This window comes from Pseudomonas putida S13.1.2, assembly GCF_000498395.2.
GTDB lineage: Bacteria > Pseudomonadota > Gammaproteobacteria > Pseudomonadales > Pseudomonadaceae > Aquipseudomonas > Aquipseudomonas putida_Q.
Genome location: NZ_CP010979.1, coordinates 285,614 through 303,695 on the forward strand (window position 1 = coordinate 285,614; position 18,082 = coordinate 303,695).

Here is an 18,082-nt window from a genome sequence, read left to right on the forward strand (position 1 = left end):
ACACCGCGACATATTGTCGGCTTGACTTTGCCAATCCCCACACACTTCCTGTAAAGTTGACGCACAAGTCAGCTTTTACCCGCTAGCACTAGAATCAAAATAGGGCAGGCCCCCCAACTGCCCAGAGGATCAAGCATGTCCAACCGTGATATTTCCCGGCGCGCCTTCTTGCAAGGCGGGCTGATAGCTGGTGTCGGCGTGACCATGGCGCCACTCGGCAGCCAGGCATTCGCCGCCCTGATGGAGGACCGCGTCACCACCTCGCCGCAGAAGTGGATGAACCATGACGGCAAGGCGCGCTTCCGTAACGATGCCTTGTCCAAGGTATGCGGAGACAAGGTGTTCGCCCGCGATATCCGCGCCAAGGACATGCCCGGCTGGCCCACGCAGCAGGGCCATGCGCTGCTGCTCAAGGCGACCAAGGCCGACCGTATCTATGCCGGTCACGACCTCAGCCTGCTCGGTGCCGAGCTGCAGCCTGACCGTATCGTTACCGCCGCCGATCTCGAGAAAGACGGCATTGCCTGGCCGGAGGCGCATTCGCCCGACCCGCTGCTGCCGCCCGGCAAGGTGCCGATGTTCATCGGCCACCCGGTGGCGATCCTGATCTGGCACGACTTCGAGCGCTTCCGCCAGGCCAAGCGCAAGCTGCAGTTCAACGAACAGGCGATCCGTTACGGCGCCCAGGCGCCGCTGTACCAGCGCGACCCTTACGGCAGTTTTCGCTTCGTGCGGGTGGGCGGTGCCACGCCGTTCGACGACGATGAGTTCTCCAGCCTGAAGAATTCCATGCTGTTCCCAACCATTCTCAACCGCAAGCCGGTATGGTCGAAGCAGCCCAACCAGCACGGCGACCTGACCGAGCAGGGGCTGTTCTACGCCAATCGCATGGCCGGGCAGCTGGACAACCCGCCCGAGGACTGGCTGGTGTTCGACGAGCGCTACAAGACGCCGTCCATCGAACCCGCCGCGCTGGAGCCGGACAACGGCAACGGCTGGTACGACCCGGCCAGCGGCACGCTGCACTTCGTGGTTGCCACCCAGTGCCCGTTCGAAGTGGCGCAGGAATGCGTGCACATGATCAAGCCGTCGCGTTTCGCCCTGAACACGCTGAACATGCACCCGGGCTACACCGTGGGCTACGGCTCGAAAGACAACAACATCTTCGTCTTCTACGCCGCCGTGGCCGCGCTGTATGGCGGCGGCGTGCCGATCCGCCTGGCCAACGACCGTTACGAGCAGTTCCAGAGCGGCATCAAGCGCCATGCCTTCGATATCCGCTACCAGCTGGCCGTCGACAAGAAGGACAACAGCTTCAAGATCTTCCGCGCCGACATGAGCTGCGACGGCGGCGGGCGCATCAACTACAGCCCGTCGGTGGCAGCGGTAGGCGCCACTGCTGCGCAGTCGATCTATTACATGCCGCAGAACGACCTGTCGGTTACCGCCTACCATTCCCGCGGTGTCGAGGCCGGCTCCATGCGCGGCTACGGCACCTTGCAGAGCATGGCGGCCACCGAGATGATGGTGGACGAGATCGCAGGCCGCCTGGGCGTCGATGCCATCGACCTGCGTCGTGCCAACGCGCTGAAATCGGGCATGAAGAACACCCAGGGCGCGGTCCCGGCGGGCGCGCTGCGTCTGTACGAGATTCTCGACAAGGCCGCCGTGCACGACTGGTGGCGCAACCGCGACGCGCGCAAGCAGCAGATGGACGCGCAGGACCAGGACCACTGGTACGGCGTGGGCTTTGCGATTTGCCAAAAGGACTTCGGCACCGGCTCCGAGGCACCCATGGCCAGCATCGAGTTCAGCCGCGACGGCCGCATCAGCCTGCGCCACATCGGCACCGAGCTGGGCACCGGCATGTCTACCTCCCAGGCCCTGGTGGTCAGCGACTTCCTGGGGCGCTCGGCTGACGAGGTCAGGACTGCGGTTACCGAATGGCCAGAGCTGCAACTGAGCACCAGCGGCAACCCGTACCTGATCAGCCAGCCCGAGCAGGACGCCGCGCTGCGCAACCCGCGCTGGGTCGGCAAGTTGGCGTCGCCTTCGTCGGCGACCAACTCGGCCTTCTACTTCAGCCACGCCACCCGCGAAGCGGCGCGCGTGCTGTTCAACCACGGCCTGTGGCCGGCGGCCATGGCCATCTGGCGCCAGGGCCCGCATGGCGGCCAGGCCAACCCGCTGGTGGTGCGCCGCGAGAACGCGGTGTGGGTCAACGGCGAGCTGACCGGTAACGGCCTGCAGCCGATCCCGTTCGCCCAGCTGGCACAGAAGGCCCACGACATGGGCCTGGTCACCGGCGCCAGTGTCCACGGTTTCAACCGCTGGAGCTGGGCCGAGGCTGACTTCGTCATCGACGGCGTGCGCGAGCGCTTCCCGCTTGACGCCGTGGCGGTGAAATACGGCGATGGCGCGGTGAACGCCAAGAAGGCGCAGATGAGCAGCCACGGTTACCACCTGCTCGACCGGCAGAACGCTGCCTACCCCGACACCCAGCTGAACAACGCCATGGTCACCTACTACAGCCCCGTGGCGACCATCGTTGAAATCAAGGTCAACAAGGGCACCCATGAAGTGCAGGTGCTCAACCACCACAGCTGGGTCGAGTGCGGCCGGGTGTTGGTGCCGGAGCTGGTCAAGGGCCAGCTAGAAGGCGGTATTGCCATGGGCATCGGCCACGCGCTGACCGAAGAAATGCCGTTGTACGAGGGCGGGCCCGGGGAGGGCGACTGGAACTTCAACCGCTACCGCCTGCCGCATGCGCGCGACGTGGCGGTGTGGCAGCAGACCAGCGAAATCCTCCCGCCGCTGTCACCGACCGACCCGTCCAAGGGCATCGCCGAAGTGGTGATGATCCCGGTCGTGGGGGCCATCGGCAATGCCGTTGCCCATGCCATCGGCAAGCGCGTGCGCGACCTTCCCATCACCCCAGCCCGTATCAAGGAGGCCCTCAATGGCTAACCGTCCACTGCAACTGACCCTCAACGGTCAACCGGTCGGCCCGGTCGAGGTCCCCGCTGACCTGGCGATGATCGACTACCTGCACGAACACCAGAACCTCACCGGCTCGCGCCTGGGCTGTGGCCAGGGCATCTGCCATGCCTGTGTGGTGATCGTCGACAACCCCGACGGCACCAGCGAAGAAGTGCGCACCTGCATCACCGGCGCCCACTACTTTGAGGGCAAGAAGGTACGCACCATCGAGGGTCACGCCAAACCGGACGAGGCCGGTAACCTCACGCTGAACCCGATCCAGCAGAAGTTCGTCGACCTGTTCGCGTTCCAGTGCAGCTACTGCGCGCCGGGCTTTGTCAACGCCGCTACTGTGCTGGTGGAAACCGCCCAGCGCCAGCCATTGAAAAAGAGCGAAGTGGAAGACCGCATCGAGGCCAGCCTCGGGCACCACATCTGCCGCTGCACTGGCTACGTGCGTTATTACGACGCCACCCGCAAGGTGCTCAACGACCTCGGCCTGGTCAAGGAGGGTTGAGCATGGGCTTCGTTCGTAACGCACTGGCATTGGCCTTGGCCGTCAGCTCAATGGCCCTGGCCGTAAGCTCGGTGGCCCAAGCGGCCGACGAGGCACAGGTCAAGCGCGGTGAGTACCTGGCCCGCGCGGCCGACTGCATGGCCTGCCATACCGCCGAAGGCGGCGCGCCGTATGCCGGCGGCCTGCCGATTCATTCGCCGTTCGGCACCATTTATGGCAGCAACATTACCCCGGACAAACAGTACGGCATCGGCAACTACAGCGCCGACGAGTTCTTCGCCGCAGTCACCCAGGGCAAGCGCAAGGACGGCGCCAACCTTTATCCTGCGATGCCTTACACCTCGTACCACCTGATCAAGCGTGAAGATTCGGACGCGATCCTCGCCTATCTGATGACCATACCGCCGATCAACCGCCCGGCACCGCAGACCGCGTTGCGCTTCCCGTTCAACGTGCGCATGGGGCTGAGCGGCTGGAACATGTTGTATGGCAAGAGCGTGCAGCTGCAGCCAACCGAAGGCAAAAGCCCGGCCTGGCAGCGTGGCCAGTACATGGTCGAGGTCATGGGCCATTGCGGCGAATGCCATACCCCGCGCAACCCCATCGGCGCGCTGCAGCAGGACCAGCGCCTGACCGGTGGCCTGCTTGGCGGCTACCTGGCGCCGAGCCTGCTGGCCCAGGACCTGGCCGAACGCGGCTGGACACAGCCGGACCTGACCACCTTCCTCAAGCACGGCATCAGTGCCCAGGGCAGCATGTTCAACGAGATGTTCCCGGTGGTGCACCACAGCACCCAGCACCTGGAAGACGCAGACCTGGCGGCCATGGCCACCTACCTGCTGGGCGACCAGCCACCGCCGGCAAAGGCCATCCAGGCGGTTGCCCTGGAGCAGATGAGCGACAGCGCCAAGCGCGGCCACCAGCAGTACCTGAACGTCTGCGCCGGTTGCCATGGTGTCGACGGCGAGGGCAAGCCGCACATCGCCGTGGCCATGCAGGGCAACACCGTGCTGCGCCAGGATGACTCGCGCAACCTGGTCAAGGTTATCCTCGAAGGCATCCGTGAACAGCAGTTCACCGGCTTCGAGCGCATGCAGCCGATGCCGGGCTTTGCCGACAAGCTCGATGACCAACAGGTGACGGATATGGTCAACTACCTGCGCCAGGCCTGGGGTGGATTGCCCGGTGACCTGAACGTACAGCAGCTCGCCGAGCTGAAGGTGGAGTAAACGTGCAGCATCTCGATCTACAGGTGGTTCGCCGGGCCTTGCAGTGGTCGTGCAACGGTCAGCGGGTGTGGTTGTGCACGGTGCTCGCCACCTACGGCTCGGCGCCTCGCGCGCCGGGCTCGCTGCTGGCGGGGAATGCCAGTGGCCAGTGGCTGGGGTCGCTGTCCGGTGGCTGTGTCGAAGACGATTTCCTCGAACGCGTGGCCCTGGGTGAATTCCCTGAGCCGGTTGCCATCGTGCGTTACGGCGATGGCAGTGATTCGCGTTCGAGCATCCGCTTGCCGTGTGGCGGCGTGCTTGAAGTGCTGGTGGAGAACCTGCCGGCCGAGTGCGAGGTGCAGGCGCACTTGCGTGAGCTGGAAAGCGCGCTGCTGGGCCAGCGTCGGCTGCTGCGTGAAGTGAGCTTGCCCGACGGTACCCGCCAGCTGGCCGATGACCATTGTCAGGGGCCACGCGTCGAGCGGGATAACGCCCGTGTTCGCCTGCGTGTCGGCGCTGCCCAGCGTCTGCTGCTGGCCGGCTATTCCAGCGTGGCGCATTTTTGCGCCGAGTTCGGCAAAGCCATGGGGTTTGAGGTGATCCTTTGCGAGCCGCGGGACGAAGTGCTGGACGGCGTGCGGTTAGACGGTATCGAAGTGCGCCGCGAGTTGCCGTCGGAGTTTATCCACCAGGGTGGTTGCCATGCCGACACGGCGGTGGTGGCATTGACCCATGACCCGAAGATCGACGACCTGGCGATGCTTGAAGCGGTGCGTACCGAGGCCTTCTATATTGGCGTGATGGGCTCCCGGGTGACCTCCGACAAGCGCCGCGAGCGCTTGCAGCGCATCGGCGGCCTGGGTGCAGTCGAGTTGGGCCGTATCCATGCCCCGATCGGCCTCAACCTGGGCGCCAAGACCCCGGCCGAGATCGCTCTGGCAGTGTTGGCCGATATCCTGCGGGTGCGCAACGGCATTGCGCGGGTGGCGCTGTGAGCGTGGTCGCCCTGGTGCTGGCGGCAGGGCGCGGTACGCGTTTCGGTTCCGACAAGCGCCGGGCGACCCTGGCCGATGGCCGCAGCCTGCTGGCGCACAGCGTGGGGCGGGCCCGAGCGGTGTTCGATGACGTGCGTGTGGTGTTGCGCGAGGGTGAACGGGGGGAGGATTTTGGCTTGCCAGGTGATTGCCGGGTAATCATCAGCCCCGAAGCTGCGTCAGGCATGGGGCATAGCCTGGCAGCCGGCGCTCGGTCTTTGCTCGACAGCCCGGCCCAGGCAGTGGCGATTTTGCTGGGTGACATGCCGTGGATCGAGTCGGCGACCTTGCGTCAGCTGGCCGCGGCGGCCTCGGCTTCCACCATCGTGTTGCCACGCCATGCGGCGCAGCAGGGGCATCCGGTGATTTTCGGGCGTGATTTCTGGCCTGCGCTGGGGCAACTGTCCGGCGATGAAGGGGCGCGGGCGGTGGTACAGGCCAACCGGGGCAGTTGTGTGGTAATCGAACTGGAGGATGCGGCGGTGCTGCTGGATGTGGACACACCGCAAGTTCTGACCGGTTGACGCGGCCCTTTGTAGGAGCGGCCTTGCGTCGCGAAAGGGCCGCAAAGCGGCCCCGGCAATCTTGAAGGGTTGCGAAGATCCTGGGGGTGCTTCGCACCCCTTTCGCGACACAAGGCCGCTCCTACACAGGATCGCGCTGGCCTGGCGACCTTTACCAACTGGCCGTCCCCCAATTCCCGCCAAAGGTCCATAATGCCCCCTTAATCCGCCCAAGGTGCAATGCCAGCCATACCATTCCGGGAGCCCCACCATGCACGTTCTGCTCTGCGAGGACGACGACCTGATCGCCGCCGGCATCTGCGCCGGCCTTACCGCCCAGGGCCTGACCGTGGACCGGGTGGGCAACGCCGCCGATGCGCGGGCGATGCTGCAGGCCGCGCAGTTCGACGTGATGATCCTCGACCTCGGCCTGCCCGACGAAGACGGGCTCAAACTGCTGCGCCGCCTGCGCCAGCAGGGGGTAGACCTGCCAGTGCTGGTGCTCACCGCCCGCGATGCCGTCACCGACCGCGTCGATGGCCTGCAGGCGGGCGCCGACGACTACCTGCTCAAGCCGTTCGACCTGCGCGAGCTGGCCGCTCGCCTGCACACCCTGCTGCGGCGGGTGGCCGGGCGGGCGGTGAACGTGATCGAGCACGGGCCGTTGCGCTATGACCCGAGCAGCTGCGAGGCGACCCTGGCCGGCCAAGCGGTCGACCTGTCCCGCCGTGAGCAGGCCTTGCTCCAGGCGCTGCTGCAAAACCCCGGGCGGGTGCTGTCCAGCGAACAACTGAAAGACTGCGTGTACGGCTTCAGCGACGAAGTCGAAAGCAACGCCCTGAACGTGCATATCCACCACCTGCGGCGCAAGTTGGGCAACGGCATCGTCGAGACCGTGCGTGGCCTGGGTTACCGGCTGGGCCCCGCGCAGGCACCGGAGGAGGCCGCATCATGAGCCTGCGGGTACGCCTGAGCCTGATCCTGGGCAGTGCTTTCGTGATCATCTGGGTACTGGCTGCCGCGTGGATGCTGCGTGACCTGCGCCAGCAGATGATGTTTTCCCTCGACCAGCGCCTGGTGGCATCGGCGCGCATGGTCGCCGGGCTGATCGACCAGCTGCCGCAGCCGCTGACTGCCAAGGGCGGGGAGGCGCACTTTTCCGCCGACCAGTTCAGTGTGCCGGACGGCATGGCCTGCCAGGTCAGTTCGCTGCGTGGCGAGATCCTCGCCAGCAACCACAAGCACGATGGCGCCATGGACGACGAGCGCAGTGGCTTCCGTGACCAGACCATCGACGATGCACTGTGGCGCACCTTCACCTACAACCACGGCGATGTGCGCATCACCACGGCTGACCGGCACATGGAGCGCGAGGCGTTGAACCAGTCGATTCTGCTGGCGGCTTCGGCACCCGTGCTGATGGCCTTGCTCGGCAGCCTGGGCCTGTTGTGGATCGGCCTTGGCAAGGGCCTGGAACCCCTCAACCGCATGCGCGACGCCTTGCGCCGACGGCGCGCGGACAGTGTCGAGCCGTTGCAGGTGGCGGGTATGCCCAGCGAGTTGCAGCCCTTGCTGGAAACCCAGAACCAGCTGTTCCTGCGTATTGCCCAGACCATCGAGCGTGAGCGGCGCCTGACCGACGATGCGGCCCATGAATTACGCAGCCCGTTGACCGCGATCAAAACCCACCTGCAGGTGGCGCGTATGACCGATGGCGCCGTGCGCGAGCAGGCGCTGGAGCATGCCGAGCAAGGCACCGACCGCATGCACCGTACGCTGGAGCAATTGCTGATGCTGGCGCGGGTGGAAGGCAGCCTGTCGTTCGAGGATGGCGTGCAGTGCAGCGCCGAGCAGGTGGCCCGCCAAGCGGTGCAGGACGCCGGTGGGGGTGACAACCGCCGCATCGTGCTGCGTTTGCCTGAAGAAGCCACGCAGATCTACCTGGGCATGCCCGCGCCGTTGGCAGTGGCCGCGCTGCGCAACCTGCTGGACAACGCCCTGCGCCATGGCGGCGATGAGGCGGTGGAGCTGGAGGTGCAGATGGCCGACGGCCAGGTGGGCTTCATGGTCCGCGACCACGGGCCTGGGATTGCCGAAGGCGACCTGGAGCACCTGACCGAGCGCTTCTGGCGAAATGGGCAGAGTGGCGGTTGCGGTTTGGGGCTGGCGATTGTCCAGGCGATCGTGCAGCGGTGTGCGGGTAGCCTGCGCTTTGACAGCCGTAGCGATGGGTTGCGGGTGCTCTTGCAAGTACCGGCGCGATCCAGGCATTGATCTTTACTGTCTGCACCGGCCCTTTCGCGGGCATGCCCGCTCCCACAGGGATCGTACGCACCTCAGCGGGTTTACCCGCGAAAGGGCCGGTGCAGGCAAAGTAAAATCCAGTAACAACCGCTAAATCCTCCCGGCACTCAAGCGTTTTCCAAGCGATAACTGCCCATTCGCTTGCTTGCGAGGATTTACCCATGTCCACCGCTTCCAGCCTTGCCCAGGTTGCACCGGCCAGCGCGTCGCAACCTTTGTACGAATTTACCGAATCACCCTTGCTGCAACGCCAGCAACAGCAGGAGTCCAACGCCCGCAGCTACCCGCGGCGCATTCCGCTGGCGCTCAAGCGTGCCCGTGGTATCCATGTCGAAGACGTCGAAGGCCGTCAGTTCATCGACTGCCTGGCCGGCGCCGGCACCCTGGCCCTGGGCCATAACCACCCAGTAGTGATCGAGGCGATCCAGCGGGTACTGGCCGACGAGCTGCCGCTGCATACGCTCGACCTGACCACCCCGGTCAAGGATCGTTTCGTTCAGGACTTGTTCGGCGTGCTGCCGGAGGCGCTGCGCCGCGAGGCCAAGGTACAGTTCTGCGGCCCGACCGGCACCGACGCGGTGGAGGCGGCGCTCAAACTGGTGCGTGGCGCTACTGGGCGCAGTACTGTGCTGGCCTTCCATGGCGCCTACCATGGCATGAGCCAAGGCGCCTTGAGCCTGATGGGTAGCCTTGGCCCCAAGCAGCCGCTGGGTGCGCTGCTAAGCAGCGGCGTGCAGTTCATGCCGTACCCGTATGACTACCGCTGCCCGTTTGGCCTCGGTGGCGAAGCTGGGGTCAAGGCCAACCTGCATTACCTTGAAAACCTGCTGCTCGACCCGGAAAGCGGTGTGCCGCTGCCGGCAGCGGTGATCCTGGAAGTGGTGCAGGGCGAGGGTGGGGTAGTTCCGGCAGATATTGAATGGCTCAAGGGTGTACGTCGTATCACCGAGCAGGCCGGCGTGGCGCTGATTGTGGACGAGATCCAGAGCGGCTTCGCCCGCACGGGGCGCATGTTCGCCTTTGAGCATGCCGGCATCGTGCCCGATGTAGTGACCTTGTCCAAGGCCATCGGTGGCAGTCTGCCGCTGGCGGTGGTGGTGTACCGCGACTGGCTGGACACCTGGAAGCCGGGCGCGCATGCCGGCACCTTCCGTGGCAACCAGATGGCCATGGCTGCGGGTTCCGCTGTGCTGCGCTTCCTCACGGAGCATGACATCCCGGGCCACGCCACTGCCATGGGCGAGCGCCTGTCCGCGCATCTGAAGCACCTGGCCCGGGATTACCCGCAACTGGGCGATGTGCGCGGCCGTGGCCTGATGCAAGGCGTGGAGATCATCGACCCCGCTGCTGCCACCGACGCCCTCGGTCATCCGCTCGCCAACGGCGCCCTGGCCTCGCGAATCCAGCGTGAATGCCTCAAGCGTGGGCTGATTCTCGAAGTGGGTGGCCGTCACGGTGCCGTGGTGCGCTTCCTGCCACCGCTGATCATTACCGCAGCGCAGGTCGACGAAGTGATCGAGCGCTTCTCCCGTGCCCTGGCTGCGGCGGTTCAATGAGGGCTGGGCGATGAGCGAAATACTGACTTTCGACATCAAGCCGCTGTTGCCTGCGCGCGGCACTTTGCCTTTGTTGATCGAAGCGCCTGAGCCGGGCTTGAACCTGCTCGAAACGTTCGATGAACTGCGTCCGCTGGTCGATACCCATCTGCGCAGCAGCGGCGGCATTCTGTTCCGCGGCTTCGACGTGGGCGGTGCCGAGGCGTTCCAGCAGTTTGCCGCAGCGTTCGGTGATCCGCTGCTCAACTACGAGTTCGGCTCGACGCCACGCAGCAACGTGATCAAAGGCGTGTACACCTCCACGGAGTACCCGGCACACCAGTCGATCCCGTTGCACAACGAACAGGCCTACACCCTCGAATGGCCGATGAAGATCTGGTTCTACAGCGTGATCCCGGCCGAGACGGGCGGTGAGACGCCCATCGCCGACAGCCGCGAGATTTACCGCAGGATGCCCGCGCACATTCGCCAGCGTTTCATCGACAAAGGCCTGATGTATGTACGCAACTACGGCAACGGGCTGGACGTTGCCTGGGAGCAGGTGTTCAACACCGAGGACCGCGCAGTGGTCGAGGCCTACTGCAAGCCTCGGGCGATTCACTGTGAGTGGACCGACGACGGCGAACTGCGAACCCGCCAGACCTGTCAGGCGGTGGCCCGCCATCCGGTCACAGGCGACAACGTCTGGTTCAACCAGGCGCACTTGTTCCACGTGTCCAACCTGCCGCCGGAAGTGCGTGAGAGCCTGCTGGAAGTGGTCGAGTACGAGGATTTGCCGCGTAACGTCTACTACGGCGATGGCACGCTCATCGAGGACTCATTGCTTGAAGAGGTGCGCGGTGTGCTCGATGAATGCAGCATCAGCTTCCCTTGGTACAAGGATGATGTGCTGATGCTCGACAACATGCTCGCGGCCCATGCCCGTGCGCCCTTCACCGGTAAGCGCAAGGTGGTGGTGGCCATGGCCCAGGGCCACAGTGGCTACCCGGCGTAGCAGGCTTTGCGGCGCGCCGCTCGCACCACAGGTACGCGGCGCGCTTGCCATTTCCAACTTTCAGGCAAGGAGCAACACAATGACCTCGGTATTCGACCGCGAAGACATCACGTTCCAGGTGGTGGTCAACCACGAAGAGCAGTACTCCATCTGGCCGGACTACAAGGAAGTGCCCAATGGCTGGCGCACTGTTGGCAAAAGTGGCCTGAAACAGGAATGCCTGGCCTACATCGAGAAGGTCTGGACCGACATGCGTCCGCTGAGCCTGCGCAAGCACATGGAAGAGCAGGCCCACAAGGCCGCGGTCTGAGCGCACGGTCATGGCGAACCTGGATCTGCTTTGCCTGCCGGACTCCGGTGCCAGTGCCACGGTCTACCATCCTGCGCAGGCACCTGGAAGTTGACCTGCGCAGGTTGGCGCTCGCCGCTGCCTGACTGTGGGAGGCGACCCTGGGTCGCCCCCGCAGGCATTTGCACATGCCCGGCCAGGCGCTTCTCTATCCGCTAAATCACCCTCACTCCCGCTCGTTCTTAACTAACACACGACCTGGCCCGGCGCCAGGCAACCGGCCAGTTAAGGACGTAGCAATGACGCCACAAGATGCACAACGACTCGCCCGCCGCTTCATCGAGCTGCCCGCCGCCAAGCGCCCGCTGTTCCTGGAAGCGCTGGCGCGGGAAAACGTGGATTTTTCCCTGTTCCCCATTCCGGCCGAGGTAGTGGTCGATGCGCGCGATGGCTTGTCCTTCGCCCAGCAGCGCATGTGGTTTCTGTGGCGCCTGGACCCGACCAGCGCGGCGTACCACTTGCCCATGGCTGTTCGCCTGGAAGGTACGGTCGATGTGCAGGCCCTGCAAGCAGCGCTGGATGCCCTGGTTCAGCGCCATGAAAGCCTGCGTACCGGTTTCGTCGAAGACGGCGACAACGTACGCCAGGTAGTGCAGGCGGCGTGTCATGTTCCCCTCGCCCAGATCGAATTGTCAGCCGCAGGGCAATCACTCGAGACCCTGGCCGAAGCCCAGGTGCGCGAGCCCTTCGACCTGGCCCGGCCACCGCTGCTGCGCGCCAGCCTGGTCAAACTGGCGGCCGACAACCATGTGCTGCTGTTGACCCTGCACCACATCGTGGCCGACGGCTGGTCGATGAGCGTACTGGTCGAAGAAATGGTGCGCGGCTACGACGCCTCCTGCAGTGGTGCGCCCCAGGCCCTGGCACCACTGCCGATCCAGTACCGCGACTTCGCCCTGTGGCAGCGCAGTTGGCTCGAGGCTGGCGGCGCCGACACGCAACTGGCGTACTGGCGTGAGAGGTTGGGCGAGGAGCCGCTGCCGTTGAGCCTGCCGCTGGACCGACCCCGTCCGGCCACGCCCAGCTTCAGGGGTGCCCGCGTCGCGGTGATGGTGGAGGCGGACCTGGCCGGTCGCCTGCACGTTCTGGCCCGCGAGCATCAGTGCACACTGTTCATGGTCTTGCTGGCGGCCTACAAGTGCCTGCTGCAACGCGAGGGCGGACAGCGTCACGTACGCGTGGGCATTCCGGTAGCCAACCGGCAGCGCGCCGAGGTCGAGCCACTGATCGGGTGTTTCATCAACACTCAGGTATTGCAGACCGATATCGATCCGACAATCGACACCACCGCACTCCTGGCGCGGGTGCGTGAAACCGCACTAGGCGCCCAGGCCCATCAGGACCTGCCCTACGAGCGGCTGGTCGAAGCGCTGGCGCCGCGCCATACCGGCGGTACGCCGGCGGGGCTGTTCGAGGTGCTGTTCAACCATCAAAGCCAGGTAGCCGACATTACCGCCATCACTACCGCCAGCGGCTTGCGCCTGGTGCGTCAGGAGGCTGCGCGGGTCAGTGCGCGGTTCGACCTGTCACTGGACACCCATGAGCGTGGCGGTGAGCTGTTCGCCCATTTCACTTACGCCAAGGACGTGTTCGATGCCGCCACGGTCGAGCGCCTGGGGCAGGATTGGCTGTCGATCCTGCACCAGATGACGGCAGGGCAGGGCAGGGCTATCGGTGACTGGATGCTGCGCGAACACAGCGAACGTGCGCCCGGCCCGGTGGCCGACTGGCTGGCCGTGCATCGCCAGTTCGAGCGTGCGGCAGCAGCTGCTCCGCACACCTTCGCCGCTGTGGCCGGGGGCGAGCGGGTCGATTACCTTACGTTGAACCGCCGCGCCGATGCGTTGGCACTTGAGTTGCGACGTCAGGGCGCTGCGGCCGATGCGCCGGTGGCGTTGGTGGCGGAGCGCTCGGTGGACATGCTCGTGGGGCTGCTGGCGATTCTCAAGGCCGGCGCGGCCTACCTGCCGCTGGAACCTGACCAGCCGGCAGAGCGCCTGGCGCACATGCTTGAGGTTGCCCAGGTGCGCCTGCTGCTTGCGCCCCTGCACTGGCAAGCGCCATTGCCGGCTGGTATTGCCCGCATCGAGATCGGCCAGGCATTGGCCGAGCAGGCGTTCGAGGGGCCCGACGTCCACCCGGACCAACTGGCATACGTGATCTTCACGTCCGGCACTACGGGGCGGCCCAAGGGGGTTGGTGTCTCCCACCGAGCCCTGGCGCACTATCTGGACGCCGTATGCGCACGGCTGCCGCTCGAAGGTGTCGAGCGCCTGGCCATGGTGTCGACGCCCGCAGCGGACCTGGGCCACACCATGCTGTTCGGCGCCTTGGCCAAGGGGCGTACGCTGCACCTGCTGAGCAAGGACCAGGTGCTCGACGCCCAGGCCTTCGCCGCGTACATGAGTGCCGAGCGTATCGACGCGCTGAAGATCGTCCCTTCGCACCTGCTGACCTTGCTGTCGGCCAGCGAAGGCAACCAGGCATTGCCGGCCCGCTGCCTGGTGCTGGGCGGCGAAACCTGCCCGCAAGCGCTGCGGGTGCAGATTGCCGAGCGTGCACCGGACCTCGCGGTGATCAACCATTACGGCCCTACGGAAACCACGGTCGGCGTGCTGACCCATTCGCTGGCGGCGGGTGGTGTCGTCGCCCTGGGGCAGCCGCTGGGGCAGACTCGCGTGCGGGTGCTCGACGCCAGCCTGCAACCCACCGCTCGGGGCGAGCTCTACGTAGCAGGCCCGAGCGTGGCCCGGGGTTACCAGGGGGCGGCGGCGCAGACTGCTGAGCGCTTTGTGCCAGACCCGTTCGACCCACAGGGCGGCCGACTGTATCGCACCGGTGACTGGGTGCAGCGTGATGCCGTCGGTAACCTGCACTACCAGGGGCGCCAGGACGGTCAGGTGAAAATCCGCGGCCACCGGGTGGAGCTGGCCGAAGTCCAGGCCCGGCTGTGCGGCCTGCCAGGGGTCTCGACGGCGCTGGTGCGCGTACACCGTGATGGGTTGCTGGTGGCCTATGTAGTTGCGCCACAGGTTGACGAAGCCAACCTGCGCAGCCGCCTGGCAGGCGACCTGCCCGAGCCCATGCTACCGAGCCATTGGGTGCTGCTGGAACGTTTGCCGGTCACAGCCAATGGCAAGGTTGACGTCCAGGCGCTGCCCGATCCGCAACCGCTGGTGTCCGGCGCACCCTGGCAAGCCCCGTGCAGCCCGCTGGAAGTCGCCATGGCCGCACTCTGGGCCGAGGTGTTGCAGGTGGAGCGCGTGGGCCTGGCTGACAACTTCTTCGCACTGGGTGGCCATTCGTTGCTGGCGACACAGTTGATCTCCCGGGTGCGCCGCCAGTTGAACCTGGACGTCGCCCTGCGTGCCCTGTTCGACGCACCGGAGCTGGGCGCGTTCTGCGCCATCGCGGCGGCCCGGTCTGAACAGGCCGAGGCACCGATCACTCCGCGTGACCGCGCCCAGGCGCTGCCGCTGTCCCATGCCCAGCAACGCCAATGGTTGTTCTGGAAGATCCACCCGACCAGCGCGGCCTATCACACCCCGCTGGCGGTTCGCCTGAACGGCGCACTGCACCTGCCCGCACTGCAAGCGGCGCTGGATGCACTGCTCCAGCGCCACGAAACCCTGCGCAGCGTGTTCGAAGAGCACGACGGCAGCGCCTTGCAACGGGTGCTGCCCGTCAGCGCCTTGCCTATCGTCGATGAGGATTGGCGGGCACGTGATCAGGCCGGGCTCGAAGCCTACCTGCGTGAGTGCGTGGAAGCGCCGTTCGACCTTCGGCATGGTCCGCTGATCCGTGCACGGCTGATCCGGCTGGGCGAGGCCGAATACGTGCTGCTGCTCACCCTGCACCACATTGTCTCGGACGGTTGGTCGATGGGAGTCATGGTCCGCGAGTGCCTGGCCCAATACAACGCCCATCGCAGTGGCACCCCGATTGCCATCCAGCCCTTGGCTGTACAGTACGCCGACTACGCCAGCTGGCAGCGCGAGCGCCTGGCCGCCGGGCGTCAGCAGGTCCAGGTCGAGTACTGGAAAGCCCGCCTGGAGGATGACTTCAGTGTGCTGGAGCTGCCTGCCGACCGCCTGCGCCCGGATGTACCCAGCCATCGCGGGGCGCGCCTTGATATCCGCTTGCCCGAGCACCTGACCGAGCGCCTGCGCGCCTTGGCCGTCAGCGCCAATGCCACACTGTTCCATGTGTTCCTGGCCACCTTCGCACTGCTGTTGGCACGCACCAGTGGTCGCGAAAAGATTAACCTCGGCGTGCCTATGACCAATCGCGACCGGGTCGAGCTCGAAGGCCTGATCGGATTTTTCGTCAACACCGTGGTGGTAAGGACGGCGGTCGATCCGAGCTGCTCGTTCCTCGATCTGCTGGCCCAGGTGCGCGACAACGCGCTGGGTGCACAGGCCCACAACGACCTGCCATTCGATGCCTTGGTCGAAGCCCTGCAGCCGCAGCGCTCGACCAGCTACAACCCGCTGTTCCAGGTGATGTACAACCACCTGCGCGATGTCGGCCACAAGGTCGACGGCAGCAGTGCGGCGGGGCTGTCGGTGACCGAGCTGGAGCTGTCCGAGCACACGGCGCAGTTCGATCTGTCGCTCAATACTCTGGAGCGCAGCGATGGGGTGCTGGCGAGCTTCAACTACGCGACGGATCTTTTCGATGCCTTGCGGATAGAGCGCTTCACGGCGCAGTGGCAGCAACTGTTGCATGCACTCGCCGAGCATCCATCCTGCGCTGTCGGCGACCTGTCGTTATTACCCCCGGTGCAACAGCAAGCCTGGGTTCGGCAGTGGACCGTGCAGCAGTGGCTTGACGATGGTGCCGAGCGGATTCACCAGCACATTGCCCGTCAGGCTCGCCTGGCGCCTGAGGCCATTGCGGTCAGCGCAGCCGGTCAGCAACTGACTTACCTGGAATTGAACGAGCGCGCCAATCGGCTGGCGCATCGCCTGATTGCCTCGGGCACCGGACCGGAGCACCTGGTCGGCGTTGCCCTGGATCGAGGCCCACTGGTGCCCGTAGCGTTGCTGGCCGTGCTCAAGGCAGGTGCTGCATACGTGCCACTGGATCCTGCATTCCCCGCTCAGCGGCTGGAGCATATGCTCAAGGACAGCGGTCTGCGCCTGTTGCTGGCCGAGCCCGGCAGCCGTGATGCGTTGCAGGTGCCAGCCGGAGTCGAAGTGCTGATGCTCGATGAACATCAGCCCTGGTTCGAGTCGTTTTCGTCGACCGATCCCGATGTGCAGGTGCACGCCAGGAACCTGGCGTACGTAATGTACACGTCAGGATCCACTGGCCTGCCCAAGGGCGTTGCGATCGCCCACGATGCCCTGCTCAACTTCGTTCAGAGCATGGCCGAGCGGCCTGGCATAGATGCACGGTCGCGGGTGCTGTCGCTGACTTCGCTGTCGTTCGACATTGCCGGGCTCGAGATCTATGGGCCATTGCTCAAGGGCGGGCGCGTTGTGTGCTTGCGGCCTGGTGAACAGCGCGACGCCCAAGCTTTGCTCGCGGTCATCGACGAAGAGCGGGTGAACGTCATCCAGGCTACGCCATCAAGCTGGAAGATGCTGGCAGTACACACCCGCCCCGGCGAGTTGGCCGGCAAGGCCCTCTTGTGCGGTGGCGAAGCGCTGGAACCCGAACTTGCCCAATGGCTCGTGGCGCAAGGTGGCACTGTCTGGAACCTTTACGGCCCGACCGAAACCACCATCTGGTCGGCTCGTCAGCAGGTCCTCGCCGGTGCGCCAGTGTCTCTTGGACAGCCGATCGCGAACACTGCATTGCGCGTCCAGGAGGCCAGTGGCGAGTTGCTGCCGCCAGGCATCGCCGGTGAGCTGAGCATTGGTGGCCAGGGTCTGGCCCGTGGGTATTTTCAGCGCCCCGGGCTCACTGCGGAGCGTTTTGTGCCCGATCCGCTGGGTAATGGCGATCGCCTCTATCGCACGGGGGATCTGGCGCGGTATGAGGACGACACGACCCTGATCTACCTCGGTCGGGTCGATCACCAGGTCAAGATCCGTGGGTTGCGTATCGAGCTGGGGGAGATCGAGGTGCGGTTGCGCCAGGTGCCGGGCGTGCTCGAGTCGGTGGTCGCGGCGGTCGAAGGCGCTGCTGGCAAGCAGCTGGTCGCTTACCTGCAGTGGGAGGTAGACGCTGCAGCGTGGCAGACGCCGGCGCTAAAGGCGCATCTGCGCAACGAACTGCCGGCCCACATGATTCCCCAACAGTTCATCGTCATGACCCAATGGCCGCTCACGCCCAACGGCAAACTGGACCGCAAGGCGCTGCCGGTGCCCGATCTCATCGACGAAAGTGTGACGTACCAGCCTGCGCAAACGCACGTGGAGTTGCGTCTGGCCGCGTTGTGGGCACAGGCGCTGGGCGTGCCCCGTGTGGGCCTTTCCGACAACTTCTTCGATTTGGGGGGCCACTCATTGCTGGCTACACAGGTCAATGCCCAGGCCCAGGCCGAGTACGCCATCGACCTGCCGCTGATCGAGCTGTTCCAGGCGCCCACCCTGGCCGCCTATGCCCAGAGCGTTACTGCCCGCATTCCTGGCGACACCCAGGACCTTGATGAACTACGTGACTTCCTGACGGACCTGGAGACGGTTTGA

At 65.4% G+C, this 18,082-nt stretch carries 11 protein-coding genes; all 11 read left to right on the forward strand.

The window, feature by feature from the left end; translation table 11 throughout:
- Positions 1–135 precede the first annotated feature (135 nt).
- The 11 genes from N805_RS01265 (at position 136) to N805_RS01315 (ending at position 18,082) form a co-directional block, all read left to right on the forward strand.
- A complete protein-coding gene (locus N805_RS01265; RefSeq protein WP_028613378.1) occupies positions 136–2,967 on the forward strand; it encodes a xanthine dehydrogenase family protein molybdopterin-binding subunit in 2,832 nt (943 codons plus the stop codon).
- Positions 2,960–3,496, forward strand: a complete 537-nt coding sequence (locus N805_RS01270) for a (2Fe-2S)-binding protein (RefSeq protein WP_016488319.1) — start codon at positions 2,960–2,962, stop codon at positions 3,494–3,496. The genes N805_RS01265 and N805_RS01270 overlap by 8 nt, the downstream gene beginning before the upstream one ends.
- A 2-nt stretch (positions 3,497–3,498) precedes the next feature.
- Positions 3,499–4,725 carry a c-type cytochrome gene (locus N805_RS01275; protein ID WP_028613377.1) on the forward strand — a complete coding sequence of 409 codons (1,227 nt, stop codon included), beginning with the start codon at positions 3,499–3,501 and terminating at the stop codon, positions 4,723–4,725.
- Positions 4,726–4,727: 2 nt separating this feature from the next.
- Entirely contained in the window at positions 4,728–5,699 is a 972-nt protein-coding gene (locus N805_RS01280; protein WP_028613376.1) for an XdhC family protein, read from the forward strand.
- Positions 5,696–6,262, forward strand: a complete 567-nt coding sequence (locus N805_RS01285; RefSeq protein ID WP_028613375.1) for a nucleotidyltransferase family protein — start codon at positions 5,696–5,698, stop codon at positions 6,260–6,262. The genes N805_RS01280 and N805_RS01285 overlap by 4 nt, the downstream gene beginning before the upstream one ends.
- Positions 6,263–6,512: 250 nt before the next feature.
- Positions 6,513–7,196 (forward strand): response regulator transcription factor, encoded by a 684-nt coding sequence (locus N805_RS01290; RefSeq protein ID WP_028613374.1) that lies wholly within the window; start codon positions 6,513–6,515, stop codon positions 7,194–7,196.
- Positions 7,193–8,515: an ATP-binding protein gene (locus N805_RS01295; RefSeq protein WP_028613373.1), complete on the forward strand. Its 1,323-nt coding sequence runs from the start codon at positions 7,193–7,195 to the stop codon at positions 8,513–8,515. Before N805_RS01290 ends, N805_RS01295 begins: the two co-directional genes overlap by 4 nt.
- Before the next feature lie 191 nt (positions 8,516–8,706).
- Entirely contained in the window at positions 8,707–10,101 is a 1,395-nt protein-coding gene (locus N805_RS01300; protein ID WP_028613372.1) for an aspartate aminotransferase family protein, read from the forward strand.
- 10 nt (positions 10,102–10,111) lie between these two features.
- Positions 10,112–11,095, forward strand: coding sequence for a TauD/TfdA family dioxygenase (locus N805_RS01305; RefSeq protein ID WP_028613371.1), 984 nt, complete (start codon positions 10,112–10,114; stop codon positions 11,093–11,095).
- 79 nt (positions 11,096–11,174) lie between these two features.
- Positions 11,175–11,405 carry an MbtH family protein gene (locus N805_RS01310; protein WP_028613370.1) on the forward strand — a complete coding sequence of 77 codons (231 nt, stop codon included), beginning with the start codon at positions 11,175–11,177 and terminating at the stop codon, positions 11,403–11,405.
- Between the two features lie 278 nt (positions 11,406–11,683).
- On the forward strand, positions 11,684–18,082 hold the full coding sequence (locus N805_RS01315; RefSeq protein WP_028613369.1) for a non-ribosomal peptide synthetase: 6,399 nt from the start codon (positions 11,684–11,686) through the stop codon (positions 18,080–18,082).

Coding starts and splice junctions, on each gene's coding strand:
- N805_RS01310 (WP_028613370.1), top strand. CDS start 11,175: ATGACCTCGGTATTCGACCGCGAAGACATCACGTTCCAGGTGGTGGTC.
- N805_RS01295 (WP_028613373.1), top strand. CDS start 7,193: ATGAGCCTGCGGGTACGCCTGAGCCTGATCCTGGGCAGTGCTTTCGTG.
- N805_RS01265 (WP_028613378.1), top strand. CDS start 136: ATGTCCAACCGTGATATTTCCCGGCGCGCCTTCTTGCAAGGCGGGCTG.
- N805_RS01315 (WP_028613369.1), top strand. CDS start 11,684: ATGACGCCACAAGATGCACAACGACTCGCCCGCCGCTTCATCGAGCTG.
- N805_RS01305 (WP_028613371.1), top strand. CDS start 10,112: ATGAGCGAAATACTGACTTTCGACATCAAGCCGCTGTTGCCTGCGCGC.
- N805_RS01270 (WP_016488319.1), top strand. CDS start 2,960: ATGGCTAACCGTCCACTGCAACTGACCCTCAACGGTCAACCGGTCGGC.
- N805_RS01300 (WP_028613372.1), top strand. CDS start 8,707: ATGTCCACCGCTTCCAGCCTTGCCCAGGTTGCACCGGCCAGCGCGTCG.
- N805_RS01275 (WP_028613377.1), top strand. CDS start 3,499: ATGGGCTTCGTTCGTAACGCACTGGCATTGGCCTTGGCCGTCAGCTCA.
- N805_RS01290 (WP_028613374.1), top strand. CDS start 6,513: ATGCACGTTCTGCTCTGCGAGGACGACGACCTGATCGCCGCCGGCATC.